Annotated in this window: 20 protein-coding genes and 1 pseudogene; 9 read left to right on the plus strand and 12 right to left on the minus strand. The window is 67.8% G+C overall.

Going from position 1 to position 25668, the window contains the following annotated elements; genetic code table 11:
* Positions 1-93: 93 nt before the first annotated feature.
* From AC069H_RS16705 to AC069H_RS16720, 4 genes are all read right to left on the minus strand, one after another.
* Positions 94-726 carry a hypothetical protein gene (locus AC069H_RS16705; RefSeq protein ID WP_478232881.1) on the minus strand — a complete coding sequence of 211 codons (633 nt, stop codon included), beginning with the start codon at positions 724-726 and terminating at the stop codon, positions 94-96.
* Positions 727-835: 109 nt separating this feature from the next.
* Complete coding sequence (locus tag AC069H_RS16710) at positions 836-1120, minus strand: DUF1540 domain-containing protein (protein WP_340681766.1); 285 nt, start codon at positions 1118-1120, stop codon at positions 836-838.
* Between the two features lie 820 nt (positions 1121-1940).
* Positions 1941-2294, minus strand: coding sequence for a hypothetical protein (locus AC069H_RS16715; protein ID WP_478232882.1), 354 nt, complete (start codon positions 2292-2294; stop codon positions 1941-1943).
* A gap of 513 nt (positions 2295-2807) precedes the next feature.
* Positions 2808-3863, minus strand: coding sequence for an AraC family transcriptional regulator (locus AC069H_RS16720; protein ID WP_478232883.1), 1056 nt, complete (start codon positions 3861-3863; stop codon positions 2808-2810).
* A gap of 421 nt (positions 3864-4284) precedes the next feature.
* Here AC069H_RS16720 and AC069H_RS16725 point away from each other — a divergent pair, with 421 nt between their 5' ends.
* Positions 4285-4698 carry a RidA family protein gene (locus AC069H_RS16725; protein WP_478232884.1) on the plus strand — a complete coding sequence of 138 codons (414 nt, stop codon included), beginning with the start codon at positions 4285-4287 and terminating at the stop codon, positions 4696-4698.
* Positions 4699-4996: 298 nt separating this feature from the next.
* Here AC069H_RS16725 and AC069H_RS16730 read toward each other — a convergent pair whose 3' ends face one another.
* From AC069H_RS16730 to AC069H_RS16745, 4 genes and pseudogenes are all read right to left on the minus strand, one after another.
* Positions 4997-5476 (minus strand): beta/gamma crystallin-related protein, encoded by a 480-nt coding sequence (locus tag AC069H_RS16730; protein ID WP_478232885.1) that lies wholly within the window; start codon positions 5474-5476, stop codon positions 4997-4999.
* Positions 5477-5962, minus strand: a complete 486-nt coding sequence (locus AC069H_RS16735; RefSeq protein WP_478232938.1) for an NUDIX hydrolase — start codon at positions 5960-5962, stop codon at positions 5477-5479. It abuts the gene before it with no gap.
* Between the two features lie 237 nt (positions 5963-6199).
* Positions 6200-6359: pseudogene (locus AC069H_RS16740) on the minus strand (M20/M25/M40 family metallo-hydrolase); the annotation flags it as partial.
* A gap of 63 nt (positions 6360-6422) precedes the next feature.
* Complete coding sequence (locus AC069H_RS16745; protein ID WP_478232886.1) at positions 6423-8588, minus strand: acyltransferase family protein; 2166 nt, start codon at positions 8586-8588, stop codon at positions 6423-6425.
* Positions 8589-8756: 168 nt separating this feature from the next.
* On the opposite strand from AC069H_RS16745, the gene AC069H_RS16750 reads away from it, so the two are divergent.
* From AC069H_RS16750 to AC069H_RS16780, 7 genes are all read left to right on the plus strand, one after another.
* Positions 8757-8987, plus strand: coding sequence for a hypothetical protein (locus AC069H_RS16750; RefSeq protein ID WP_478229445.1), 231 nt, complete (start codon positions 8757-8759; stop codon positions 8985-8987).
* Between the two features lie 979 nt (positions 8988-9966).
* The gene (locus tag AC069H_RS16755) at positions 9967-12846 is read left to right on the plus strand and encodes a type 2 lanthipeptide synthetase LanM family protein (protein ID WP_478232887.1); all 2880 of its coding nucleotides are present in this window, start codon (positions 9967-9969) and stop codon (positions 12844-12846) included.
* Between the two features lie 12 nt (positions 12847-12858).
* Entirely contained in the window at positions 12859-13053 is a 195-nt protein-coding gene (locus AC069H_RS16760) for a hypothetical protein (RefSeq protein ID WP_034318598.1), read from the plus strand.
* A gap of 197 nt (positions 13054-13250) precedes the next feature.
* Positions 13251-16139, plus strand: a complete 2889-nt coding sequence (locus tag AC069H_RS16765; RefSeq protein WP_478232888.1) for a helix-turn-helix transcriptional regulator — start codon at positions 13251-13253, stop codon at positions 16137-16139.
* Positions 16140-16142: 3 nt separating this feature from the next.
* A complete protein-coding gene (locus AC069H_RS16770; protein WP_125677434.1) occupies positions 16143-16382 on the plus strand; it encodes a glutaredoxin family protein in 240 nt (79 codons plus the stop codon).
* Complete coding sequence (locus AC069H_RS16775) at positions 16379-16588, plus strand: putative acetyltransferase (protein WP_478229441.1); 210 nt, start codon at positions 16379-16381, stop codon at positions 16586-16588. Before AC069H_RS16770 ends, AC069H_RS16775 begins: the two co-directional genes overlap by 4 nt.
* Positions 16589-16646: 58 nt before the next feature.
* Positions 16647-17633, plus strand: coding sequence for a YihY/virulence factor BrkB family protein (locus tag AC069H_RS16780; RefSeq protein ID WP_478232889.1), 987 nt, complete (start codon positions 16647-16649; stop codon positions 17631-17633).
* A gap of 89 nt (positions 17634-17722) precedes the next feature.
* Here the strand turns inward: AC069H_RS16780 and AC069H_RS16785 are convergent, their stop codons facing one another.
* The gene (locus AC069H_RS16785) at positions 17723-18604 is read right to left on the minus strand and encodes a manganese catalase (RefSeq protein ID WP_478232890.1); all 882 of its coding nucleotides are present in this window, start codon (positions 18602-18604) and stop codon (positions 17723-17725) included.
* Positions 18605-18635: 31 nt separating this feature from the next.
* A complete protein-coding gene (locus AC069H_RS16790) occupies positions 18636-19091 on the minus strand; it encodes a DUF4383 domain-containing protein (RefSeq protein WP_340681753.1) in 456 nt (151 codons plus the stop codon).
* A 417-nt stretch (positions 19092-19508) separates the two neighbouring features.
* Between AC069H_RS16790 and AC069H_RS16795 the strand changes: the two genes are divergently transcribed.
* Entirely contained in the window at positions 19509-19745 is a 237-nt protein-coding gene (locus AC069H_RS16795) for a hypothetical protein (protein WP_478232891.1), read from the plus strand.
* Positions 19746-20824: 1079 nt separating this feature from the next.
* Here AC069H_RS16795 and AC069H_RS16800 read toward each other — a convergent pair.
* Together AC069H_RS16800 and AC069H_RS16805 are read right to left on the minus strand one after the other, a co-directional pair.
* Positions 20825-23158, minus strand: coding sequence for a chitobiase/beta-hexosaminidase C-terminal domain-containing protein (locus AC069H_RS16800; protein WP_478232892.1), 2334 nt, complete (start codon positions 23156-23158; stop codon positions 20825-20827).
* Between the two features lie 124 nt (positions 23159-23282).
* A complete protein-coding gene (locus AC069H_RS16805; protein WP_478232893.1) occupies positions 23283-25646 on the minus strand; it encodes an ATP-binding protein in 2364 nt (787 codons plus the stop codon).
* Between the last annotated feature and the right edge of the window lie 22 nt (positions 25647-25668).

Genomic DNA, 25668 nt, shown 5'->3' on the forward strand with positions numbered 1-25668 from the left:
GGGCAGCCTGCCCATCCGCCTGAGAAACACCCTGATCGCGCCCTGTGCGAACGTTCAGCGTGCTCCCGCCGCGGTCATGGTGGGGCGCGTCCGTCAGGCCGTCCCCTCTCTGCGTTCCAGGGGGCGCGGGTCGTGGCTGGGAAGATCGCTCCCGATCAAGAGCGCATCACCGCCGCGCTCGAGCGCGGCGGGATCGACCACCTCTATGCCCTGTTCGTGCCTCACTCCCACCACGACCACGTCATGGATGCTCCCGACGTCGTCCGCCTTCGTGGTGGCACCTTGTACGGTTCGCCGTCCACGCTCAACGTCGGCCGCGGAGCGGGCCTGCCCGACGACTCCATGTGCGTGATCGCTGACGGCGACCAGGTCAAGCTGGGAGACTTCACCGTTCGCGTCTTCGAAGGGCTCCACAGCCCGGGCGATCACTACCCGGGCACGATCGACGAGCCCTTGACCACACCGACCAAAGCGTCCGCCTACCGCACCGGAGGCTGCTACTCGTTCCTGCTCGTCCACCCCAGCGCCGACTTCGTCCCTCACCAGTTCGACGGGCTCGACGTCGACTTCCTCTGCCTGGGAGTCGGAGATGTCGGCGCCCAGGGCAAGCAGTTCCAGGACGACTACTGGCATCACGTCGTCGAGGCCGCCAGCCCGTCGTTCATCGTTCCGGTGCACTGCTGCCGCCGATCCGCCGGCTGGCACGTGGACGCGCGACTCGGTCACTTCGTTCCGGACTCCGGTCAGCGGTGCACCAGGCGTCGGAGTCCGCGTAGCGTCGTGGCCATGTCCAAGGGACAGAAGCCCACGCTGGTCCTCACCCGTCCTCGCCGTACTACAGCGGCGCGTAGGTCAGGCAGTCCGCGTCATCCTGACGATGGCCGACCTCGATGGCAGGTGCCTGGCACTCCAGGTCGACGTTGTACCGACAGTCGGACATTTTGCAGGCGCCGACATGCCCGACGGCGGCTGGATCCCCGCCTTTGAAGGAGGCGTGGAAGAACGTGTCGCAGTGGGCATGCAGGGGGTCGCCGATCGTGATGGCCAGGGCATGGCAGCCACGGTCGCGGTTGTAGGAGCACGTGTCGACCTCACACGTGGTCACCACGGGCATCTCCATGAGAATCTCCTGATGGTGTGTCGTGGCGCGGCTCGAATGCCGGTACCGGCAAGCCTTCCCGGCTCGTGTCCGGTGCGTGCCACTCGAAGTCGCCGGCTGTCCTGTGGCGGCGGTGCGCAGGAGCCGGCTGAGAAGGGCCTGGCTTCGGTGCTGTAGCCCGAGCGACGAACAGGGGCGTCGTCTTGGAAAATGAGCCAGCACAAAACCGATCAGCCTCCCTCGGTCGATCTCAGGTGACCAAGGCAGCTGATCCGGCTCCTCCTTGGAGAACACCAACGTGGCCATGCGCACCACCCCGCCGAGACCAGGCTAGGCAGCCAGGACGCGCCCGTCACGAGGCCACAGCAGGCGAATGCACGACACGGGCGTATTGTCGTCAAGCCTGACTGCCGATCACTCGACCGAACGCTGATTTCCGGCCATTACCGTTGACCGCCACTCGAGGGGTCGAGTTGCTCGACCGGTGCGCTCACGCGGCACGGAACTTGAGCCCCGTGTTCTCGCAGTGGAGCGCGAAGGTGCCGACAACCCGCGCAAGGACCTGCGCAACCGATCGGACTTCCGGTTCGCCTACTGGTTCTTTACCCGACTGTTCGCCCCGCTGTCCGGTGCCGGCGATGAGCGGCTCACGCCCCTCGGGGGCGGCGCCCGAATCCGAGTCATCGCCCAGGCGCGTTGCAGTCGGGCCCGGGAATACCAGCAATTGCCGGGTACTATGACCTGGCACGTGTCAGTGCCGGCCGGCCGGACATGCGGATACGCGGCGCGGTCGACGCCGGAGCGGTCGGCGGTGCCGTCACCCGGCACCGCCGACCGTGTGTCAGAACACCTTGACCGAGACCGTTTTGTCGTTCATCTGGTCGCCGACGTAGGAAAGGCTGCCGGTGTGATCGAGAGCCGGCGCGCCGGAATCCGTCCAGCAGTTGGCGCGCGAGTACAGGATCCACCGGGTGTTGGACCGGACCGAAGAAATCGTGTTGACGAAGTAAGTCGGGAGGTTGTAGCACCGGCCGCCGTCGCCCGGGTCGTAGATCGAAGAGCAGCAGTAGTTGGCGTTGTCGAAGAACTCGGCGTAGGCGGCCGAGGTGGCGGCCTGGGCCGAAGTGGCCGGCGTGAGCGCCACCGCCGCCACTGCGGCAGCGAACGCCGCGATTCCCTTGGCGCGAGAAATCATGTCTTTCTCCTCTATTTCGTCGGAAAGGAACGATCGTGTCGAGAGCGGCCGGGAAGGTATTCCGGCCTCGACGGTATCGTCGTGCAACTGAACTCAGTGATCGACTGCGGCTGCCGCCATTCGAGTGCGACTGCGCATAAGGCCACCCCATTCAGGTCCAGCAGGCGGACCAGTTACCACTGGCGCTGCAGATGATATCTCCAGCTGTTCGCAGATCCACTCTGATGGGCGTTCGAGTAAAAACGATCAGAATCGTTTCTCAAACCGTAGCGGGGCTAAAACTGTGTCGTAAACGTCCTTCAAACTGCATTGAAACCCCCTAGACCCTGACGACAGCCTCGGTTCAGCGTACGGATGGCGGACGACCGCCCTCTATCCGTTATCCGCCGAGTGATCTGCGTGTATCGGATTGCCGGCACGGCCCGGACCCGTCTCGCTCCGGCGGATAGGCCCGGAAAGAAAACGGACCCCGGGAATCCCGGGGTCCGTTACTGAAACGGTCGTGAGTACGCCTCAAGCCGGCGGGCTGTAGCGCCTTTCGGCGGTGTGGGACGGCACCTGTCCGTACGCCTCGCGGTAGTAAGCGGCGAACCGGCTCAGGTGGGTGAAGCCCCAGCGCGTCGCGACCTCGGCGACCGTCCCGGACGCGGAACCGTCCGCGATGCGCAGCAGGTCCTGGTGCACCCGGTCCAGTCGTACGCGCCGCAGGTAGGCCGCCGGGGTGGTCCCGAAGTCGATTCGGAAGCGCTCCTGGAGAGTGCGGGGGCTGACCCGCGCCGCCGCGGCCATGTCCGCGACCGACACCGGCTCACCCGCGTGTTCCTCGCAGTACGCCATGGCCCGTCGCACGGCACGCGGCAGCGCCGGATGGGCGTACGCGGGAAGGGCGGTGAAATGGTCGTGCGGCTGGAGGTCCACCAGACCGTGCACGAGGACCTGTTCGAAGTGCGCGGCGGCCAGCGGTGACCGGGCCGCGAGGGGTGACGCGGTGAACTGCGCGAAGGCTCGCGCGGTCCCCAGCCACGCGGCCACCGCCGGGTCGCCGTCCGCGAGGGCGGGGGCGAAACGCACGGCGGCGGCGGGCGGTTCACCGGTCTGCGCGGTGACGGCGTTGTCCACCACCGCCTGCGGCAGACACAGGATGAGCGTGTCCGCCCTGGCCGACAGGGACATGTCCAGGGTCATCCCGGGCCCGGCGACCGAGCACGACGCGGTGACTTCGCGGCCCGCCACCCGGACCGTACCTTCACCGGCGAGCGGGATGTGGACGTTGTAGAAGTCGGGCAGTTCGCCTGCCGCGACCTCAACCGGGATGCCCCACCCCAGCTCGTACAGCGCCAGACCCCGCCGGTGCAGGCGGCGGAAGCGGCCGGGCGACCGGTGCCCTCGGCCGACGCGCAGACAATGGGGCGAGAACTCCCCGGTCACTACCTCGTCCAGCGCCTCGACATCGTCCCCCTCGAACAGTATGTGCGGCGTGCCTGCCCCCGGTCCGCCCCGGCCGACGTGTCCAGCTCCCCGTTCCCGTACCGCCGCCCCGCGCGTGCGTCCCCCGTATCCGCCCTGCATCTCGTCTCCCCCAGGCTCCGGCCGGTGGTCCGCAGGTCGCGCCCCGGCTTTCCGCCGAATTTACAGCTACAAGGAAGCACCGTCCCGTGAGATCGCCGATCCGCTCCGGACCAGCCTCGCGTGCGCGGGGACGACAACGCGTCGGCCGGGGCCGCGTAGGGCCTGTATCGAAGTCGGCGGAGATGGTTTGACTTGACCGACGCTCAATGGGCGGCGCTGGAGCCGTTGCCGCACATCGCCCGCATCGGTCACGTCGGCACAGCCATCACGCGCCCAAGGTCACTGTCGAAGGCGAGAAGCCGCCGAACCGGGTCGTGAAGGACGATGCGCAGCAGAGGCTGTGCAGAGCACGGTGGCTTCGCCTCATGATGCTTCCGTCTCGCCCTTGCTCCACTGGATGTCGTGCGATCATGGGTGTGGCATGAAGCCACGCCGCTGGAACCCGCCGGCAGTCGCACCGCCGCTCGGGCGGTACAGCCCTCTCGCGGAATTGCCGCCGGGCCACCGGCTCGTCTTCGTCGCGGGCCAGCTCGACGTCAACCCGGACGGCACCCTCGCCGGCCCGGACGCCGAAACGCAGACGCGGCGGATCTTCGCCAACATCGAGGCCCTACTCGCCGCGCAGGGCGTCGGGCCGCAGCACCTGGTCAAGCTCGTCACCTTGCTCGCGGGCATCTGGCCGGCTACCGCTCGGCGCAGGCCGAGACTTTCGCGAAGTGGTTCCCGGACGGCGACTTCCCGGCCCAGACGCTCGCAGTCGTCGCCGCACTGGCAGGGCCGGACTACACGGCCGAAGTCGAGGCGATCGCGGCGATTCCGGATGGCCGCGCTCTAACGAGGCGCGTTCGGGCGCAGCGTGCGGGGCCCCCGCATCGCGGAACATCATCAACTGGTAGTCGAGCCGTTCGAGCCCGGTTCTCGACGGTTGGACGCTGATGTTCGGCACTCCGCCCGGATCCGCGCATCCGGCTTCTGGGGGGGGCCGCCTGATACCTTGCCGAACACGGCTATCTGCTGCCTCATGAAGAAAGCGGGTTTCCGAGGGGCTGGACTGAGGGGCTCGACCTCTCCGACACAGCAGCGGTCCGGGAGCTCAGCGGGCAGGTCAGACGCGACTTCGCGTTTCCCGGTACCTATTCACCTTGAGGCTCGATCAGACCTTTGTCTGCCTCTGCGCCGAGTGCGGGCCGCAATGACGAGACGGCGTCGTTCGCGATTCCAACATCTTGCAGAGATGGGTAATTACCTGGCCCGAGAACGCCTAATAGATCACTGAAGTTGCCGTGTCGAAAGAAAGCCCACCTGCCATCTAGAACGACAACCGAAGAGACTTTGTCATTAAAGAACCTGTCGTCTGACGCGTTGAGATTGGGTTCCGCGACGAAGACGTGCTTATGTGCTCCATGAAAACGGACATGCTCGAACAAGATGACATGAGGCATGAAGGTCTCCTGCGCTTGAATCGTAACCGTATGCACCTGTGAGGTGAATTCTTTGCCTTTTCCAAGGACTGGTTCACCATCATGATCGTACCTGCCTGCCCAGCTGGGAAGTGGCCCTTTCAATGGCCACCGCGCCACCCCTGGTGGCGGTCTGACAGCACGACCGGCCATTCAGCTGGCAGATGATCGGACCACGCGCCTGGCGATCTCCGCGTCCAGCGGGCTCATATCCTCGCTCACCGGTTCCGATGGCGGCCACCAACGAAAGTCCAGCGCTTCACCGTTGACGGTCAGCCGAGGCACGACCTGGAGCTGAACCCGATATACGGCTAGGAGTTCCCGACGCTCCGGCTTCGTGAGATCGAACTCGGCCACGGCGGCGAACGACAGGTCCACGCCGTGGATGCCGGTCTCCTCACCCAGCTCCCGCACCGCGGCCTCGCGCGGGCTCTCACCCGTCTCCCGCATTCCTCCCGGAAGCTCCCACTGCCTCCGCCAGCTATCGAACATCATCAGGACTGCTTCCGCGTGGATGGCGACGACCAACGACGCGGGCACAGCCATGTGCTTGACCAGACGCCCCATCTCCTCTTCCGCGACAAAACGAAAGTCGACCAAGGCGTTGTCGGCACGGTCGCGGATCGGAAGTCCAGCCATGACGCCATTCCACCGCAATACCGACAGAATGCACACCAGACGAACCAACCCAGGCAAAGTCCGCACATCGGCATGAGCGCAGGGTCTGTCGAACGAACGGTGTAACTCGGGTTGAAGGAAACTACTTGCGTCCGGCGGCCAGGCTGCCGTCGAAGGCGTGCAGGGCGGGTTTCCAGCGCGTGGTCCAGCGGGTGCGCGAGATCGGCCAGGAAATACTGCTGCCACAACAGGTGCAGCGCGGCAGCAGCGCGCCGCGCGACGGGTCGGCGCCCGGCAGCCGGACGATCACGTTATGGCGGTCCTTGCCGCCGGACTCGACGTAGGTGATCTCGTAGCCCGCGTCGGTGAGCTTCTCGGCGACGTACTCCGCCGCGGCGCGTTCACCGACCAGCGCGTCGGAGCCCGCCGACCCCCTGCCACCGCCTGGTGGACGGCGTGTGAAGACCCACTCGGGCGCCTGTCATCCCAGGCCGAGTCCCGCGGTCAGGGGTCCGTAGAGAGTACGAACGTACGAGTCCGTGAGGTGATTGTCCCGGTATACCACGACGTTACCGATGACCGCCGGGCACACGTCGCCGACGCACAGCCACGGAGTCAGGTCGACGACCGTCGTGCGCGGCACGCGTTCGGCGGCCTCCACCAACGGGTCCTTGTCCCGGCCGAAGGCATCACCCACGGCCGTGTCGCAATTCGCGTGCCTGCCGGGGTTGCTTTCCAGGCAACGTGGGGTGTTCTTGGCGGGCCGGGGCACGTCGCGGATCACGCCGGACCGGATACCGGCGTCCGAGATACGCCGCAACAGGGACTCGTAACCGTCCACGGTCTGCGCACGCGACTCCCAACGCCATTTCAGGTCCTTGTCATAGGACTCGGGGGACATCGCGGAGGTCACCACGAGATCCGGCTTCATGGCGAGGATTCCGGCGAGTTCGCGTTCGTTCTGGTCGGAGCAGACGGTGAGACCTGCCGGTGCGACGGCGGTGAAGGGGCAGCCGTTGCGCAGCATCATCTTCACCCGCCACTCAGGATGCTCGCGCACGAATCGCGCGAACACGGTACTGAACATCGCCGCGTGCGAGTCACCGACCAGTACGAGTGTCTTCGGCGCGGTCGCCGTGCCGTAGGTGCATTCGTCACCGGTGGGCGGCCAGTTCTCGATGTCGTATGACGTGCAGTTGACGGTTTGGTCCTGCAGCGGCCAGTCCCGTCCCGCCACAGCCGGGTCAGGGGTCAGCGGGACGCCCTCCGGCGCCGGTCTCGGGTTGTCCCTGTCGAGCGCGAGGGCGCCCGGGTGGCTTTCATCGAGGCCGGTGGCCGACGCGAGGCGATCGAGTTCCGCCGAGGCGTACTGCCACGGCACCGTCGCGACGACCGTCGTGGCGGCGACCAAGGCCGCTCCGAGCAGGTAGGCGCTGCGGAGCCGGGGCGGGTGGCGCCGGAACGGTGGCCGTGCGGTCCTCCCGCCGCGGAAGGCGTCTTCGACCACGTGTTTGGACACCATGGCCAGTGCCAGGCTGAGCACGAAGGCACCCACCGCCTGCCGCCGCGTCAGTTCCGAGCTGCCCGCGAGCTGCAGGACCACCACGATGACGGGCCAGTGCCAGAGGTACAGGCTGTAGGAGATGTCGCCGAGATAGCGCAGCGGTTGGAGACCCAGCACGAAAGCGACTTCCGGGCGTGCCACGCGCTGGTCCGCGGCGACGACCCCGGCCAGCAACAAGCCGACGGTGCCCAGCGTCGGCAGGAGGGCGAGGTAGCCGGGGAACGCCATCGCGGTGGTCAGCACGAACGAACTGACCACCACCGCGACCATCCCACTCCAGCCGACAAGCAGCCGGACCCCACCCTTGAGCCGGATCCGGTGGACGGTCATCGCGGCGAGGCCGCCGAGTCCGAGCTCCCACATACGGGTGGGCGTGACGAAGTAGGCGCGACCGTGGTCGAGCTCGCTGTAGACCACGGAGAACACGAACGACGCGGCGGTGACGATGGCGACCGCGGTGACGGCGTGACGGGCGGCCTTCGGCCCGGCGCGGTGGGCCAGGCGGGCGCAGACGAGCAGGACCAGCGGGATGACGAGATAGAACTGCTCTTCGACACTGAGCGACCAGAAGTGCTGGACCGGTGACGCGGCGGCGGTGGCGTGGGCGTAGTCGGCGGATTGGGCGGCCAGCGCCCAGTTCTGGACGTTCAGCGCGGACGTGAGGACATCGCTCATGATGGCGGGCCAGCGTGAGATCGGCAGGACCAGCCAGGTCACGAGCACGGTGCTCAGCAGGACCACCGACGCGGCGGGCAAGAGGCGCCGGATGCGGCGAGCGTAGAACTCGCGCAGGCGGATGGTGCCGGTGCGGCGCAGCTCGCCGGCGAGGGTGCCAATGATGAGGTAGCCGGAGATGACGAAGAAGACGTCGACACCGACGAAGCCGCCAGGAAGCCATTCCGGCCGAAGGTGGTAGACGATCACCAAACCGACCGCCAGCGCGCGCAACCCCTGGATATCCGGACGCTGGACGCGTGGCTCGGCCGGCTCCGGTCTCAGCGGACCCGTCTCCTCGACCTGCGCGAGCGCCATCGCGACCCCCTTGCCCCCCATCGCTACGGCCGCGCGGGACAAGGCGGCCACTCAGCCAAGAGCGTAGTACACCCGGTCGACCACCTGTTTTCACCCTCCCGAGTGAGTCGGGCAGTGCCGCCAGGACCCGGCGAAACCACCCATTCGGCAGACAAGCGAGTCCGATTCATGATTATTTGGGCACGCACGTGTTCCAAGAAGAGAACTGGGGTTACACAAGTGAAGAAGAAGATCGCGGCGACCGCCGTCGTCCTGGGCGCGCTCGCGTCGACGATCGCGTTCGCGCAGCCTGCCGGCGCGGGTGTCGATCCGAAGTATTACTACGAGTCCAGTTGGTCGACGGAGGGCGACTGCCGGATCAACGGCCACTCCGGCCAGCAGAGTGGCCGATGGTCGGCCTACTTCTGCTCCGCCTCGACCTGGTCGTGGGACCTCTACATCAAGCGGTAGCCCGCGATACTCGCTCCGGCGGCGCGGATTCGCGCCGCCGGAGACAGGGCGCGAACCCGCAGCGCTGTCAGTTCACCGTCCCGGTGACGACCACCCGGCGGCACCTGACACGTCTTCCCTTGTGCGACCGGAAGCGATCCTTACCCACTCGCTCGTCACCCGTATCAGTGATTCTCGCCGACTCACCATTCGTGGCATGTGGATCACCGGTTCGTGTCACGCGCCCGCCCACTTGCCGTAGCGGAGGCCCAGCTTCCACATCGGCTCCCCTCGGGCTCGCTACACACAGTGTCAACGCCCGTGAAGCCCACCCCTGGCGCAAAACACGAAAGACTTACGTGTTTATCGTAGGAAGATTCACGAGTCGCCGATGGCCCGGGAAATCGTTTTTTGACAGAGCGCCAACCTGGTGAAAATCTTCGGTCGCTCCTCGCGAGAGCACAACCGAACACGAAATCCGAAACAAGGAGCCCCTCAATGCAGATGTTCACCCAGCACGTGCACCACGGCCACGACCTGATCTCGGGTCTGCTCGCGCACCTGGCCCACGTGCTCGGATGGCTGGTCTGACGCTCTGAGCAACAGGGATTGACGGGGGCCAATCTGTTGGCGCGGGTCGGCCCCTCGTGTTTGCGACCCGGTAAAGGGACACACCCGTGTCCCTTTACCGGGTTCCGGTTTTCCACCGCAGAAAAAGCTGACCGTCGATTCTCGGATTCTTCTTTCGCCCGGCCCACAGGCGGCGCGGGCCGGACCCCCAGTAACCGGCCCGCGCCCGGCACCGCGGTGATCCCCCCTGGCGACCACCGCGCCACCCGACCATGGTGCGGCCGGGACCGGACCCCGCGCATGGGGGCCGGGACCCCATATTCCGGTGAGGGCCCGCCAGGGTGCCCGGCCGTCACTCTCCGGACATCTTCGTGCGTGCGCTGAATGTGGGGGTGCCACCCCCATGTGCGTGCCCCGCCGAACTGAAACCATGACCGCCGTGACGCCCCCACCATCGGCGACGTCCCTGCCGCCGAGGTGGTGGGTGCACGGCCAGACCCCGCGCGAACGGACAGCGGACAAGCCCGCATGGGCGGATTTCGCCGAACACGCGGTCACCGCGCTTCTGCCGGAGCGCCCCCCAGCCGGTGACTGGCGTGTCGAGTTCGCCGGGGTCTTCAGGTCGCTCGTCCACACCGCTTCGCGTGACGCGATCCCGGACGACCTTCTCGGAGCCGATGTCGAAGCCCTCCGTCGGGGTTTCGCGGCCCAACTCGGCCAGCATCTGCTCAAACTCGCGATCCGCACACTGGTCCTCGAACTCCACCGCGACCGCACGGCCGGAAAACTCCGGGGAGAGACGCCCGAAGAGCGCTTCTCCGATTTCGTGCGCAGGCAAGCCACTCCGGCCGGGCTCGTCCGGTTGTTCGGCGAGTACCCGGTCCTGGCCCGGCTCGTCGCCCAGGCGTGCCTCCATGCCGCCGAGGCCCACGCCGAAACGCTGGCCAGGTTCTCGGCCGACGCCGCCTTGCTGCCCTGTTCGGTCGTCGACGGCGAACTCGGCACGCTCGTCGAGGTCGCGGGCGGGATCGGTGACTCGCACGCACGCGGGCGTTCGGTCAGACTGCTCCGGTTCTCCAGCGGCGCCAAGGTGATCTACAAACCCCGGCCGCTGATCCTGCACGAACGGTTCACCGACATCGTCGCGCGGCTGAACAAACGACTGCCCGGGCTCGAACTGCGGACCGCGGACGCGTTACCGCGTGCGGGCTACGGCTGGCTCCGGTTCGTCGAGCACCGGCCGTGCGCCGATATCGGCGACGTCGACCGCTTCTACCGGCGGCAAGGCATCCTCCTGGCGCTCCTGTACGCGCTCGACGCCACCGACGTCCATTACGAGAACATCATCGCCTGCGGCGACCAGCCGGTGCTGATCGACATCGAGACGCTGTTCCAGCCGTCGCCTCCCGATCCGCCGTCGGGCGACCCCGCGGCGGCGATGCTGGCGCGATCGGTCCAGCGCACGCTGCTGCTCCCCCAGCTCTTCGCCGGCGAACACGGCGCCGTCGACATCTCCGGTCTCGCCGGCCGCGGCGGCAAGCTTCCCACCGACCGCGTCGAGTGGGCCGATCCGGGCACCGACCGCATGCGGCTGGTCCGGGTGCCCGGCGAACTCGCGGGCGGGAACAACCTGCCGCGGCTCGACGGCCGCGACATCACGCCTGCCGAGCACAGCGCCGCGCTGCTGGCCGGATTCCGCCTCGGCTACGACGCGATCTCCACCGGGCGGGACGAACTCACCGAGCACCTCCGGCGCTGCGCCGAGGATCCCATCCGGGTGCTCGTCCGGCCGACGAACTTCTACTTCCGGCTGCTGGACGAGACCACCCATCCCGATCTGCTTCGCGACGCCGCCGACCGCGACCACGCGTTCGACCTGCTCGAAGACGATTCCGCCGACGAGAAGACGCTGCTCCGCCTCGTGCCACACGAGCGGGACGATCTCTGGGCGGGCGACGTGCCGATGTTCACCTCGAACCCCGGCTCGACGTCACTGCTGGATTCACGCGGCGAGAGCGTCGAAGGGGTGGTCGACCGGGCGTCGCTGGACACCGTTCTGGCGAAACTCGCCGACATGGACCCCCTCGACCAACGCGACCAGGAATGGCTGATCTCGGCCACCCTCGCCATCAGCACGGCGACCGAGGGTCATCACGGTGTCGGCGAGACCGCGGAAACGGCGACGCCGAACCAGGCGCCCGACGCGGAACGACTGCTGGTCACCGCGTGCGGTATCGCCGACCAGATCGTCGCCAACGCCTTCTCCGACGAACACCGCTCCAACTGGCTCGGGATCGAACTCGTCGACGACCGCTACTGGACCGTGCTGCCGATGGGCGCCGGGCTCGGTGAGGGCTACTGCGGTGTCGCGTTGTTCCTCGCCCAGCTCGCCGAACTGACCGGGATCGCGCGATACCGCGATCTGGCCGCGTATGCGATCAGCCCGCTCCCCGGCCTTTTCGCCACGCTCCGCGCGGACCGCGAGCTGGCCGCCACCGCCGGCTGCGGCGGCCTTCTCGGGCTCGGCGGCGTCGCGTACACGATCGCGCGGCTCAGCACGCTGGTCGGTCTTCCCGCCGGCGATCTCATCGAACAGGCCGTCGACCTGATGCCCGACGCGACCCCCGAAACACCCTCCGGGTTCACGACGGGGCTGGCGGGCGGTGTCGCGTCGATGCGGTCGGTGTATGTCCAAACAGGACTGGACTCGGCACTGGCACGAGCGGACCGGTACGCCGGAGAACTGCTCGGCCGCGAACGTCCACAAGAGAAGTCGTTCGCCCGAGGTTCGGCCGGCGTCGACTGGGTACTGCGGGCGCACGATCGTTCCGGCGAAGAACCACCCGGAAGGGCGGACGATCGGGCGGAAAGCACCGGCGGATGGTGCGCCGGTCTCGCGGGTGCCGCGCTCGGCCTTGCCGCTCACCTGCCCGATCCCGGACACGCCAGGGATCTCGACCGGACGGTCAAGCGGCTGGCCGACGGGGCACCGTTGAAGGATCTCAGCCTCTGCCACGGCGAGTCCGGAGTGGTGGACGTGTTGTGCGTACTGGCGGAGAACGGGCACACTGGCGCCGCCGCCGCGGTCCGCCGCCGGACCGGTCATCTGCTCGCCGCCATCGACCAGCGCGGTGCCCGCTGCGGGACACCTGGCGCGGTCCCCTCGCCAGGGCTGCTGAGCGGTCTGGCGGGAATCGGTTACGGCCTGCTGCGGCTGGGATTCGGTGACCGGGTCCCCTCCGCGCTCCTGCTCCGCCCCGACCGGCCGCATCCCGCGGCCACCGTTGTTCCGCCGGTAAATCGAGTATGAGGAGAAACCCGCATGTACGAAAGAGATCTGCCCGCCACCGAAGACGTCCTCGGCGCCGTGAACCTGCCGCGCGCCCTCGAGGTCGGCTCGCGCAACCACGCGCTGGCGGGCGGCAAGCCGCGGCTGAGCGCCAACCCGCTCGCCACCCTGTCCACGGACCCCGGTTCTCCGTCCGTCGTCAGCGTCTTCACCGGCGGCTGGATCTGAGTAGCCGCCGGTGAACCCGCGACCGCGATAGCCGGGCCTTTCGGCCGGGCGGGTTCAAGCGTTCGGTCACTTTTGCGCTACATCCTCAGCTCCGCCTGTCGGATCTGAGACAGGATCACGAAGGCGGGTTCGCGCCGCCCGCCTTCGTGATCATTTATTGGCCGTGGCGGGGAAATCCGCTCGCTATAGTCACGGCGGTGGGGATCCGTTCGTCGCGGGTGATCGGCCGCGACGCCGAACTGGCCGAGCTCTCCGGAGCTCTCGATCGCGCCATCGCAGGCCGCGGCGGCGCGATCTTCCTCGTGGGCGAAGGCGGCATCGGCAAATCGCGGCTCGCCATCGAGGCCGCCTCACGAGCGGTCGCCGCCGACATCCCGGTCTTGCAAGGCCGGGCCAGTTCGATCGGCCCGCTCGTCCCGTTCCGGCCGCTGGCCCAGGCGCTGTGGTCGCATTTCCGTGGCGGCGGCCCGCCGGCGGCCGCCGAACTCGACCCGTTCATCCCCGTGCTCGCCCAGCTCGTCCCCGACTGGGGCCGGGGCGACCGGCCGCGGGAATCGGGCTCACTGCTGGTGCTCGCCGAAGCGGTGTTCCGGCTGCTGGCCGTCACGAGCCGCGACCGCGGTGCGCTCCTGGTCCTCGACGATCTCCAGGACGCCGACGCCGAGACGCTGTTCATTCTCGAATACCTCGTCGACAACCTGCCCGCGGCGCAGGCCCTGTTCGTCGGCACCCTCCGCAACGAGCCCTCCGACGCCCTGCGCCTGGCGACCTCCGGCGCGCAGCGGATGAGCTGCGCCCTCGTCGAACTGGGCAGGCTCGGCCTCGCCGACACCCGCGCCCTCGCCGCCGCCTGCCTCGAGACCGAGCCGGGACTGCTTCCGTCGGCCGCGGCGGAACTGTTGTGGCGCAACAGTGCCGGCCTTCCGTTCATCGTCGAGGAACTGCTCCACGGCATGGTGAACGACGGACTGCTGGTCGAGGGCCGCGACGGCTGGCGCGTCATCGGCGAGCTCCGCGCCCGCGTTCCCGCCGCACTGGTCACCAGCATCGGCGTCCGGATGGAGCAACTCGGCGAGCAGGCGGGCGAGCTGCTGTCGGTCGCGGCGATCATCGGCCGCCGCTTCCCGCTGACGGTGGTCCAGACGGTCACCGGCACGAACGACCGCACCCTGCACAACCACCTGAGCGCCGCGGTCTCGGCGAACCTGGTGACCACCGACGAGACGACGCCCGGCTGGTACGCCTTCCGTCATCCGCTGACCGCGGAAGCGTTACTGGCACGCCAGTCACCGGCACGGAAGGCGGCGCTCGCGCGTCAGACCGCCGACGCCGTCGAAAAGCTGTACCCGGGGCTGCCGGGCGACCTGTGCGCGCTCGTCGCGTCGCTCCGGCTGACCGCGCTGGACGAACAGGCGGCCGGCCGCCTGTTCGCGGAAACCGGTCGCCGTGCCCTCGACGCGGGCGCCGCCGACTCGGCGGTCACGATGCTCACCAAGGCCGTCGACCTGCTCGCCGGGGCCGACGCGGGTGATCGGGCCGAGGTGCTGGAGACGCTGGTGCACGCGCTCGGGCGGACCGGTCAATTCGACCGCGCCGTCGAGCTTTCCGCCGGATTCGGCGAGATCGGCACTCTCGAACGGGCCGCGAAACTGCATACCCAGCTGGCCTGGGCCGCCTACATCGCCGGACGGCACGACGAATGCCTCGGCCAGATCGAACGCGCCCGCGCTCCACTCGGTTCGGCGATCTCGCCTGCTCAGCAGGCCGCGCTCGACGCCGTCGAAGCGAACCTCTGGCTGGACGTGCCCGGCCGGGCGGGCACGGCGGAACGGCTCGCCCGTCAGGCCTGGAAGGTGGCCGAGGCCACCGAGCAGCCGTTCGTCGTCTGCCAGGCGCTGCAGGTGCTCGGCATGCTCGCGCTGTCGCGGGACCTCACCGAATCCGAGCGCTACATGCAGCTCGCACGGCGGACCGCCGAGGACAACCATCTCCACCACCTGCGCACCCAGGCGCTGGTCCGGCTGGGCGGGCATCGCGTGCTGATGAACGGCGACGAGCAGACCCTGCTGCTCGCCCGCGCGGACGCCCAGCGCACCGGGTCGATCACCCTGCACTGCGCGGTCGATTCCGTGCGCACCATGCACGCGATCCTACGCTGCGAATTCGGCACCGCGCACGCGCTGCTGGCGGAGAACCTCGCCGTGCTGGGCAGGCTCCGGCTGACCGCGTTGCTGCAGTACGCCCATATGACGAGGGCGATGTCCGCCGGGCACCGGGCCGACCGCCCCGCGATGGAGCAGGCGCTCGACGACTTCCGGGAGAGCGGCGGTGAGAACGCGCAGGAGATGGTGCTCAGCATCGGGCTGGCGCGGGTCTTCTGTTCACTGCTCGAAGAGGACTTCGAGCGGGTCCGCCGCGAACTCGACCAGGTCATCGAGCTGGAGGACCGGCGGCCGAGCCGGTTCCACCTCGCCGGCCAGCACGGGCTCCGGACGCTCGTCGACACCCTCGGCGGCGCGCCCTGCCCGGAGAACGGATCCGCCGTGAGCGGGATGCGGTGGAACCGGCAGTTCGTCGAGTTCGCGCACGCGGTCGAGCACGGCAGGCGAGGCGACGCGGCGGCGGCCGGACAGGCGGTGGCCGCCGCGCTGGAGACGTCGGCGCCCTATCCCCTGGCCCGCCATCTCGGGCTCCGGCTCATCGCCGAACCGGCCGCCGCCGACGGCTGGGGCGATCCGGCGGGCTGGCTCAAAGAGGCCGAAGAGTACTTCCACCGCAGGGACATCCCGGCGGTCGCGGCCGCCTGCCGGAGTCTCCTGCGCAAACTCGGCGCACCCGTCCGGCAGCGCCGCTCCGGGGTCGACCGGGTCCCCGGCGACCTGCGAGCGTCCGGCGTCACCGTGCGCGAGTACGAGGTCCTGGTGCTGCTCGCCGAGCGGATGGGCAACAAGGACATCGGCGCCCGCCTGCACATCTCGCCGCGGACGGTCGAGAAGCACGTCGCGAGCCTGCTCGCCAAGACCGGGCTCGCCGACCGTGCGGCCCTCGCCGAACGCGCCGCCGGACCACGACCTGGCATGCTGTGATCCATGAGTGACCTCACCGTGTACGGCGCCGGCTGGTGCCCCGACGTCAAACGCAGCCGTGCCCTCCTCGACTCGAAGGGCATCGAGTACGACTACATCGACGTCGAAGCGGATTCCGGCGCCGAGGAGACCGTGCGGGCGCTGCAGAACGGTGAGCGGCGCATCCCGACCATCGTCTGGCCGGACGGCACCCACCTGGTCGAGCCGAGCGACGACGAGCTCACCGCCCACCTGAACCGGTGACCCTTCCGGACGTCCCGCCCGGCACGAGGGTCGTCGTCCGGTACCGGATCGAGGGCGGGTTCACCGACGCGCTCGGCTACCTCCGTTCCCGTGGCGACACGGAGTGCACCGTGGAGACCAAACGCGGACTCGCGACGATCCGGCTGGCGGACATCGTGCTGGCGAAGACTGTCCCGCCACCACCATCGCGGCCACGCCGGGCCTGACCACCCGTTTCGCCCCGGCACCACCGGGTAAGCCAAGGAATCCCAGCAGGAGGTTCCCGTGGCTGCCACAGCGAAAGACCCGGACGGTCCCACCGAGTTGTCCCGACGATCGTGGTGGGCGGTGCTCAAACGGACGTTCGTCCAGTTCAACCGCGACAACATGCTGGACTGGGCCGCCGCGCTCACCTACTACGGCGTGCTCTCGCTCTTTCCCGGTCTGCTCGTGCTGACCGGAATCCTCGGTCTACTCGGTCCGTCGGCCACCCAGGCCCTGGTCGAAAACGTCGGCCGGATAGCACCCGGTCAGGGCCGGGACATCCTGATCGGTGCGATCGAAGAGCTGTCCCAGACCGGCGGCCTTGCCGGACCGGCGGCGATCCTCGGCACCGCCGGCGCGTTGTGGTCCGCGTCCGGCTACATCGGCGCGTTCATGCGGGCGTCCAACGTCCTCTATTCGATGCCCGAAGGCCGCCCGATCTGGAAGACCGTGCCGTTGCGGGTCGGACTCACCATCGCCGTGCTGTTCGTGCTCGCCTTGTGCGCCGCCGGAGTGGTGGCGACCGGCGGGGTCGCCCGCTACCTCGGCGACCTGATCGGCCTCGGTTCGACCGGCGTCCTCGTCTGGGACATCGCGAAATGGCCGGTGATCGTGCTGCTCGCGGGGCTGGCGTTCGCGATGCTCTACTGGGTGAGCCCCAACGTGCGGCAGCCGAAATTCCGCTGGCTGACCCCGGGCGGCCTCGTGGCCGTACTGCTCTGGGCCGCGGCCACCGCCGGGTTCGCCTTCTACGTCGGCAATTTCGGGTCGTACAACAAGGTCTACGGTTCGCTCGCCGGTGTCATCGTGTTCCTGATCTGGCTGTGGATCTCGAATATCGCCGTCCTCCTCGGCGCCGAACTGGACGCCGAACTCGCGCGTGGCAAGGAGCGCGCCGCCGGATCCCCCGCCGACGACGAACCCTTCCTCCCGCCGCGTGACACCAAGGCGATGGACGACGACGAAGCAGCCGCGGTCGCCGAAGCCGAAACGAAGACCACCGACTGATCATCTATGCGCCTGGCCGTGAAGGCCTCCTTCCCTACTTTCAGGGTAGGGAAGGAGGCCTTCACGGACTTTCCTTACTGAAGGGATGCCTAGCTCTTGCTCGACTTGGTGGCCTTCTTCTTGGCGTCCTTGACCTTGCCCTTGACGGTCCCGACCGCGTCCTGCAGCGGCGCGTACGTGCCGTAAAGCGCCGGATCGGGCTTCGGGGCGGTGCCCGGTCCGCCGAGTGGCTCGGGTTCCATCAGGTACTCGATCCCGTCCTCACCGAAGCTCCAGCCGCCCTTCGAACCGTCCGGACCGTCGGACAGGTGCCAAACGGTGTTGTTGTGCTCCCGGTTCTCCTCGTCGAACAACGCCGTCGGCGCGATGTCACTTTCCAGGCCGTCGGCCTTGAGTTCCTCGATCGCGGCGAGCCACTGCTTCTGGTGCACCGTGTCCCGCGCGAGGTTGAACTGCAGCATCGCCTTCACACCGGGGTCGTCGGTCATGTTGTACAACCGGGCCGTCTGCAAGCGGCCCTGCGCCTCGGCCGCGACGTTCGCCCGGAAGTCGGCCAGCAGATTGCCGGACGCCACGACATAGCGGCCGTTCCAGGGATAGCCCTGGCTGTCGCTGGGCGTGGCGCCGCCACCGGAGATGATCGCCTGCTGGGGATCCATCCCGCCCAGGATCGCCGCGGTGGCCGGATCCTTCGCGGCTTCGGCCACCGTGGTGGCGGGCGCCCCTTCGAGGAGCCGGGCGACCATCGTCGCGAGCATTTCCACGTGACCGATCTCCTCGGTCGCCGTGTCCATGATCAAATCTTTGTACTTGCCCTCGATCCGGCAATTCCAGCCCTGGAACAGGTACTGCATGGTGACGGTCATTTCACCGTAGGCGCCGCCGATGAGCTCCTGCAGCTTACGGGCGTACAAAGCGTCCGGCTTTTCCGGTTTGGCCTCGAATTGGAGCGATTTGGTATGACGGAACACTGACAACCTCCAGAGAATTCAGGGGAACGGACTAGCGCGAGTCGGCGATCGGCGCCTTCGAACCGGAGAGCGGAATGAGCCCGAGGGCGATCATCCCGACGGCGAGCCCGAGGTGCAGCCAGTTGTCGGCGGTGTTGACCGGCACGAAATTCGCCGCCGACCCGTGGTCGATCAGCAGCCCGTACAGCCAGAGCACGAGGTAGATCACCCCGCCGCCGACGAGGAACGCTTTCGCGCCGGTCGCCGTCCGGGCCAGCAGAATGCCCGCGACGCCGAACGCCAGGTGGACGATGTTGTGCAGGATCGACACCTGGAACACGCCCAGCAGCAACGCGCCGGACTGGTGCCCGGCACCGCTCAGCTGCTCGTAGTTCGTCGTGATGCCGGGGATGAAGCCGAGGATGCCGACGAGCAGGAAGACCGCGCCCACGCCGAGGGCGATGAGCTGGCGCGGAGCCCGCCGAACCGTGGCCGGCGATGCAGTCATGGATTTCCTCCGATCCAGGTGGAACACGATGAGCGAACAGCACGTCGAGTACCCGGGCGGAAGCCACTCACACCGGAAAACCGGCGTTCTCGATTCCGTGGGAATTCCCGTGTAATCCGGCTCGCCCGGGGTAGTCCCCGCGGAGCACACACGTCACCAGGAGGGTGGAAATCGTGGCCGAGACAACGCACCGCAGGCAGGGCCGGTCGGCAGGCTTTTCCACGCCGGATTTCACGCGCTGGCGGCGCTTCGCGGCGCGAGGGCCTTCCACCCGAACGGACTACTACTCAAAGGAGAACTTCAGGCTTTGAGGCGCGATGACCTCACACTTCCGGAAGAGCCGGTCGCCGTCACCGTGCGGATGTCCAAGGGAGCCGGTCTGCCAGGGCGCGTGCCTGACGCGCTCGGGCTGGCGGTGTGGATCCGGCCGTCGGGGGCCACCCGTGGGATCTCGCGTTGACCACTTCGGGCACCGGCCTCGCCGGCCGCGTGTTGCCGCGGCCGGCTCGCGCCTGGACCACCGGTCGCTACAGCACGTTGCTGCCCTATCGCACAAAGGGTGAATTGGTCTGGTTGTCGGCCCGCGCGGAGACGTCACGGCACGCCGAAGCGTCGCTGGGCGGATTGAGACGCTGGTGGCCGAAGGGCCGGTGACCTACCTTGTCGAGACCGTCCGCGCGAACGGCCATCGGAAGCCCTGCGCGACACTGACCCTCCAGGAGGTCGACGAAGACTCCCCTCGTCCCGCCTTCGATCCGATGCTCAACCCACCGCCAGGCTGGGAGCTGCGGCCCGGCTGGCTCTCTGGGCTACACGAGCGGGCCTATGAAGGCGGCCGGGAGGGTCGCTGAGTCGCCCCGCGGGCGCGGCTTGTCCAGCGCGGCGCCGAACACCAGTCCGCTCGGCGGCGGCTTGGGCATCCTTGCTGATCACGGATTTGAGCCTGATTGAGGACGTCTTCCGCCGCGCGGTATAGAGCGTTATACAGAAACCGTTTCAGGGAAATAAACCTTGACCGTCCACAAGGGACATTAATCGAGACCCGCCTGCCCGATTCGAGTACTTTGCACGGCTTCGCGACGGGGGTCGTGAGTGGCAAAGAGGCTTCCAAGCCAAGGCCACGTAGCTTAAGTTGATCTTGAATGGGGGATCTTGATCGCAAGCGGTGAGGATTGCCGCAGGTCACGCGTTCGGCTGCCCTGGCCGACAGGAGCCGACTGTGCCCCCGATTGTCCACCAAGGACACTTTTCGCCGACTCAATGTCTGAGTGATGCCGGGAGGGGCGATTTCACGAGGGGGTCGTGGGGGGGGGGGGGGGGGGGGGGGAAAACCAAAAACCCCCCCCCACGACCCCCTCGACCCACGACCAGGCCGAAGGTGCCCCTTCGTCGCATCAGACGCAGCGAAGGGAGCCTTCACCCCCCTGTCAACCTCGTCCAAGATCAACTTAAGCTAAGTTAAATTGGGTTCTAACCCCTCATTACCACTCACGACCCGTTGCAGAACTGTACATATCGGCACAAATCAGTCATTCAGTGACCGAAGAGTGTCCCCAGCGGACACACAGGACACGGCCGCCCTGCCGGCGTCCAGAGTCACGCCGCGAGGGCTTCTTTGACGAGTCCACTCCCCTGGCAGAGGAAGCGTCCTTCCCAACTACATGAAGGACCCCTTCATTGCGCCTAGCGCCGTGAAGGGGTCCTTCATGTCCTTCGCGAGACGTGGCCCGGCCTTACGGGTAGCTCACCAGGTTGCTCGGCCGTGTGTCCGGTGGCGTCACCGCCCCGGCGTCGTTGATCACGTGCGTGATGGTCCCCTTGTAGTTCAACGAAACCGTCACCATGTTGTGGAACCGGACGCCGGAGCGGTTCGGCACCTCGAACGCGTGATACAGGTTCACCGAAGGGTTGTCGTTGAAGAAGCAGTAGCTGCCCAGTCCCCACGCCTCGTGGGAGGTCACATTGTCCCCCACCTTGTACGCGGCGTACCCGTTCAGCCCGTTGGGACTCTTCCAGCCTGCCTGATCCGGGACGTCGTACGGGATTTCGTTCTGGAAGAAGATCGTCCTGCCGTTCTGGCCGTTCCAGATCACCTGGTACTTCTGGTAATGCTCGACGAACAGCCCGGTGGCCAGCACGTTGTCGCCGTTGACGACCACGCCGGTGTCACCGGTGTTGATCGTCCAGCCGTAGGTGCCGGCGTTCCCGTGGTCGGCCCGCCACGCCCAGATGTGGTCGATGATCGTGTCACGGCTGTTGACGATCAGGCTGTTCGTCGCCTTCCCCGCGATCTGGCCGCCGATCCGGAAGAACACGTCCTGCAAGGTCGTCGGGTTCGCGGAGTGATTCGCCGTCGAGCCCGCCTGCCCGACCGTGAGCAGCGACTGCGAGTTGGTCGTCCCGGCGTCGAACAGGAGGCCCTTGATCCGGACGCCGTCCACGTCGGCGACCTTCATGGCATCGACACCGTTGTCCGGCACCAGAGTCGGGTAACCGATGCCGAGGACGACGGTGTTCGCCTTCGTCACGTTGAGCGTCTGGTTCAGGTGATAGACGCCCGGAGTGAAGAACAGGTTGCAGCCCTGCGAGAGCGCGGTGTTGATCGACGCCGCCGTGTCCCCTGCCTTCACCACGTAGAACTGGCTCATCGGCAGCGAGCCGCCCTGAGTGCCGCCGTTGGCCCAGCTCGGCCCGGAAGCGTTGGTGCGCAGCGAAGGCAGGAACACGCGGTACTTGCCGGAGCCGTCGAGGTACAGGTACGGGACGTCGCGGGACACCGGCGTGGTGCCGAGCGTCGTCTCCGGCGGGTTGGGGAAAGTGTTCGCGGGAGCGCCGCTCGTCCCGGAAAAGACCATGTTCCAGACCCCGCCGTCCCAGCTGCCGTAGCTGCTGTCCCGGGTGTACCACTGCTGCTGCGAGATCGACGCGGCCTGCCCGGACACCTTGCTGTCGGCCGTGTAACCACCGCTGGCGAACCCGTAGCTGGCCGGGTACAGCTGCAGCCCGCCGCGGATGTCCATCCGGCGGAACGGCGCGGCCTGCGCGACGGCCCAGCGGGTCGATCCGCTGCTCGGTACGACGGCCAGGTTCTCCGCCGAGCGCCAGAAGTTCTGCAGCGCCACACCCTTGTCCGACTCGTTGAACGCGTCGACGGTCACGTCGCCGTTGATCACGACGTCGCCCGGGTTCTGCCCGAGGCCCGCGACCGAGGTGTAGTAGCCGACGTTGTCGTGGATGCCGTTGTACACGCCGGGCTTGAACAGGTGCGCGTACCGGCGCTCGGTGAACTGCGCGGCCAGGGTGTCCTTCTGCGCGTTGAAGTCCGCGTCGAGCCGGGACTGGATCGACGCCGCGGACATCCCCGGGTCGAAGATCCGCACGTTCGGGCCGAAGTCCGGGACCTCGGCCTGAGCCGGGCAGGTCGCCTGCGTGGATCCGATCGTGTAGCTCGCCGACGTCACCGGGGAATTCGCCGAACCGGACTTGAGTGCGATCGCGGAGATCGTCGAGGACGCGGAGACCGTGACCGGCCCGGTGTACAGAGTGGACGACGCCGTCGGCGCGGAACCGTCCACTGTGTACCGGATGGTCGCGCCCGCGGTCGTGCTCGACAGGGTCACCGAGCGGGCGCTCGGGTAACTGCCGCCCGGCGGATCGAACGTCGGTGACGCGACGGTCGTGCCGCTGCCGCCGTGGGTGTACGTGAAGTGCGGGGTGTCGTACTGCGGCCCGTTCTTCTCGTAGGTGAACCAGTAGTCGAGCACCGTGCCCGCCGACAGCGAGCCGACGGCGTGCCGCCACGTGCCCCCGTTGTCGGTCATGCGGACGTTCTGCTGCCCCACTCCCGGAACGCCGGTGTAGTGGATGTCGACGTAGCGCGCGGGGGTCGCCGGCGTGAAGGAGAACTGCGCCTGGGTCGCGTTCAAGGACGCGGCGCTCTGGCTGTAGTCGGCGGCCGCGGCGGTGGCACCGCCGAGCCCGGCAGAGATCAGGAGCGCGGAAAGGCCGAGGGCGAGCGCGCCCCGGACCCCTTTCCGCCGTTTGGACTGCACGAAGATCCGGTTCACGTCGTGACACCTCCGGCGTTGGAAATCCACGGGCGAGGCAATTCGTTGCGCGCCACAACAAAGTAGCGGTCCGCGCGATATGTCCAGATCAAGCTTCGGTAACAGTGGTGGTCCAAACCACCGACTACTCCGGACGGCCCCCTCGGACGCTGCCATTCCGCTCGCTTCGCACCGCCGTCTGGGTCACCCAGGCCGCGATCTGCGCACGGGAATCGAAGCTCAGTTTCCGCAGGATGCGCTGGACGTGGCCCTCGGCGGTGCGGCGGGAGATCACCAGCCGATCGGCGATCTCCTGGTTGGACAGGCCGTCGGTGATCAAGACCGCGACCTCGTGCTCTCGGTCGGTGAGTACCGTCTCGACCTCGGCGACGGGAGCGCTCTCCGCCACCTCGGCCTCGTCGAGCGCGAAGGCGACGGCCTCTTCCAAGGTGAACTCGCTCCCGTACCGAGACAGGACCGCGTACCGGCTGTCACCGAGCGCCTCACGGGTCGCCGCCTCACAGTCACCGTGCGGGGCGCCGAAGTACTTCGAGCCGAACATCGGGTAGCCGACCGATTGCCAGATCCGCCCCGCACAGCCGAGCAGGGTCGCCGCGCGCACCCAGTGCCGCAGCGACGACTCGATCCACGCGAGCACCTCGATCGACAGCACCATGCCGAGCAGGTCGTTGAAGGTGCGCTTGATCCTCAGGCAGTTGCGCGCGTAACCGGTCGCCAGCTCGAATTCGCCCCGGTTCAGCGCCACGAGCGCCAGTACGTAGATCGCGTAGGCGTAGGCCCATTCCTCGCCATGCGCGGCACCGATCGCGCGCGCCTCTTCGCACAGCGCCGCGGCCTCCTCCAATTCGCCGAGGAAGATCGATGCGATCGCCATCTCGATTCCGGCCAGCATCACGTTGCCGTTCATCTCGCCCAGCCGCCGATAGCGGATTCGGGCGTCCTCGAACAGGTCCTTCGCGTAGCCGACGTCGTCGCCGACCAGCGCGTTGCAACCCAGGCGGTGGGTCGCGTAGGCGAGCGCCGCCTCGTCCCCGACCCTGCCCGCTTCCGTGCGGCACTCCCCCAACAAGGTCACCGCATGCGAGACGTCACCCTGCAGGGTTGAGACGTATCCGTTGACCCACAATGCTTTCAAGCGGTCTTCGCCGCCGTCTGGGACGGCTTCGAGCGCGTGGTCGAGCCAGTGTCTCCCCTCCCCCAGCACACCGCAACCCGCCCAGTAGAACCACAACGTGCCCGCCAGCTTCAACCCGGTCCTGCCTTCGGACGGCGTGGCGAGGCAATAGTCGAGCGCGGCGCGCAGGTTCGCGTGCTCCAGTTTGGTCCGCGTGAAGATCTCCGCCTGATTCGGCCCGAACCATTCCTGCTCGCTCTGCTCGGCCTGCGCGAGGTAGTAGTCCCGATGACGGCGCAGGATCGAGTCCTCGTCACCCATGTCGCGGAGCTTCGCCCCGCCGAACTGGCGAAGCGGCTCCAGCAGCCGGTACCTCGTCCGGTCACCGTCGCGTTCGAAGAGCAGGACCGACTTGTCCACCAACCCGGCCAGGTGCCCGAGCACCGAACGAGCGGGCAGCCCGTCCCCCGCGCAGACGGATTCGGCCGCGTGCAAGCTGAACCCACCCCCGAAGACCGACGCCCGCGCCCAGAGGACCCGCTCGGCGGCTCCGCACAGGTCGTGGCTCCATTCCACCGCTGCCAGCAGTGTCTGGTGCCTGGGCAGTCCGCCGCGTTCACCCTTGGCGAGTAAGTGGAAGCTGTCCGCCAGCCGGGTCTCCAGCTCTTCGAGCGACAGCGCCCGGACCCGGACCGCGGCCAGCTCGATCGCCAACGGTATCCCCGCGAGCATCCGGCACACGTTCGCGACCAAAGCCTGGTTTTCGTCGGTGACGGCGAACGCCGGCTCGACGGCGGCCGCCCGTTCGGCGAACAACGTCATCGCGGGATAGCCACGCCAAGCCTCCGAGCGCAGCGGGACCAGCGGCTCAGGCAGCGGTAACGGCGCGACCTGCCAGAGGTGCTCTCCCGGAATCCCGAGCCGTTCCCTGCTGGTGGCGAGGAAGCGGAGCCCCGGCGACACCCTCAGCAGCCGGTCCGCCGACGCCGCACAGACCTCGATCAGATGTTCGCAGTTGTCCAGGATCACCAGGATCCGGCGCTCCCTCAGGTGATCCGCGAGCACGTCCGCCTGGTCGCGGCCCGTGTCGTCGCGGACGCCCAGCGCCTCCAGTACCGTGTGAGCCATCAAGTCCGGGTCGGACAGATCCGCGAGTTCGACGAGCCAGGCACCGTCGGGGAAGGCCCGGCGCAGTTCGGCGGCGGTACGCAGGGCCAGCCTCGTCTTGCCGACCCCACCGACCCCGGTCAAGGTGACCAGCCTCGCCTTGGACAGAAGTCTCTTGACCTCGGCGATGTCCTTCTTTCGACCCACGAAACTCGTGGTCCCGGCGGGGATGTTGCCCGGCCGGCCTGCTGCGGCCGCAGTGCCCACCCCTGAACCGTACGGACGCCTG

The organism is Amycolatopsis sp. NPDC043887 (assembly GCF_056435665.1).

What these genes read in the sequence shown, in the direction of transcription:
- AC069H_RS16710 (WP_340681766.1), bottom strand. Translation starts at nt 1,120, where the DNA reads ATGGAGATGCCCGTGGTGACCACGTGTGAGGTCGACACGTGCTCCTAC.
- AC069H_RS16715 (WP_478232882.1), bottom strand. Translation starts at nt 2,294, where the DNA reads ATGATTTCTCGCGCCAAGGGAATCGCGGCGTTCGCTGCCGCAGTGGCG.
- AC069H_RS16720 (WP_478232883.1), bottom strand. Translation starts at nt 3,863, where the DNA reads ATGCAGGGCGGATACGGGGGACGCACGCGCGGGGCGGCGGTACGGGAA.
- AC069H_RS16725 (WP_478232884.1), top strand. Translation starts at nt 4,285, where the DNA reads ATGAAGCCACGCCGCTGGAACCCGCCGGCAGTCGCACCGCCGCTCGGG.
- AC069H_RS16730 (WP_478232885.1), bottom strand. Translation starts at nt 5,476, where the DNA reads ATGGCCGGTCGTGCTGTCAGACCGCCACCAGGGGTGGCGCGGTGGCCA.
- AC069H_RS16735 (WP_478232938.1), bottom strand. Translation starts at nt 5,962, where the DNA reads ATGGCTGGACTTCCGATCCGCGACCGTGCCGACAACGCCTTGGTCGAC.
- AC069H_RS16755 (WP_478232887.1), top strand. Translation starts at nt 9,967, where the DNA reads ATGACCGCCGTGACGCCCCCACCATCGGCGACGTCCCTGCCGCCGAGG.
- AC069H_RS16760 (WP_034318598.1), top strand. Translation starts at nt 12,859, where the DNA reads ATGTACGAAAGAGATCTGCCCGCCACCGAAGACGTCCTCGGCGCCGTG.
- AC069H_RS16770 (WP_125677434.1), top strand. Translation starts at nt 16,143, where the DNA reads ATGAGTGACCTCACCGTGTACGGCGCCGGCTGGTGCCCCGACGTCAAA.
- AC069H_RS16790 (WP_340681753.1), bottom strand. Translation starts at nt 19,091, where the DNA reads ATGACTGCATCGCCGGCCACGGTTCGGCGGGCTCCGCGCCAGCTCATC.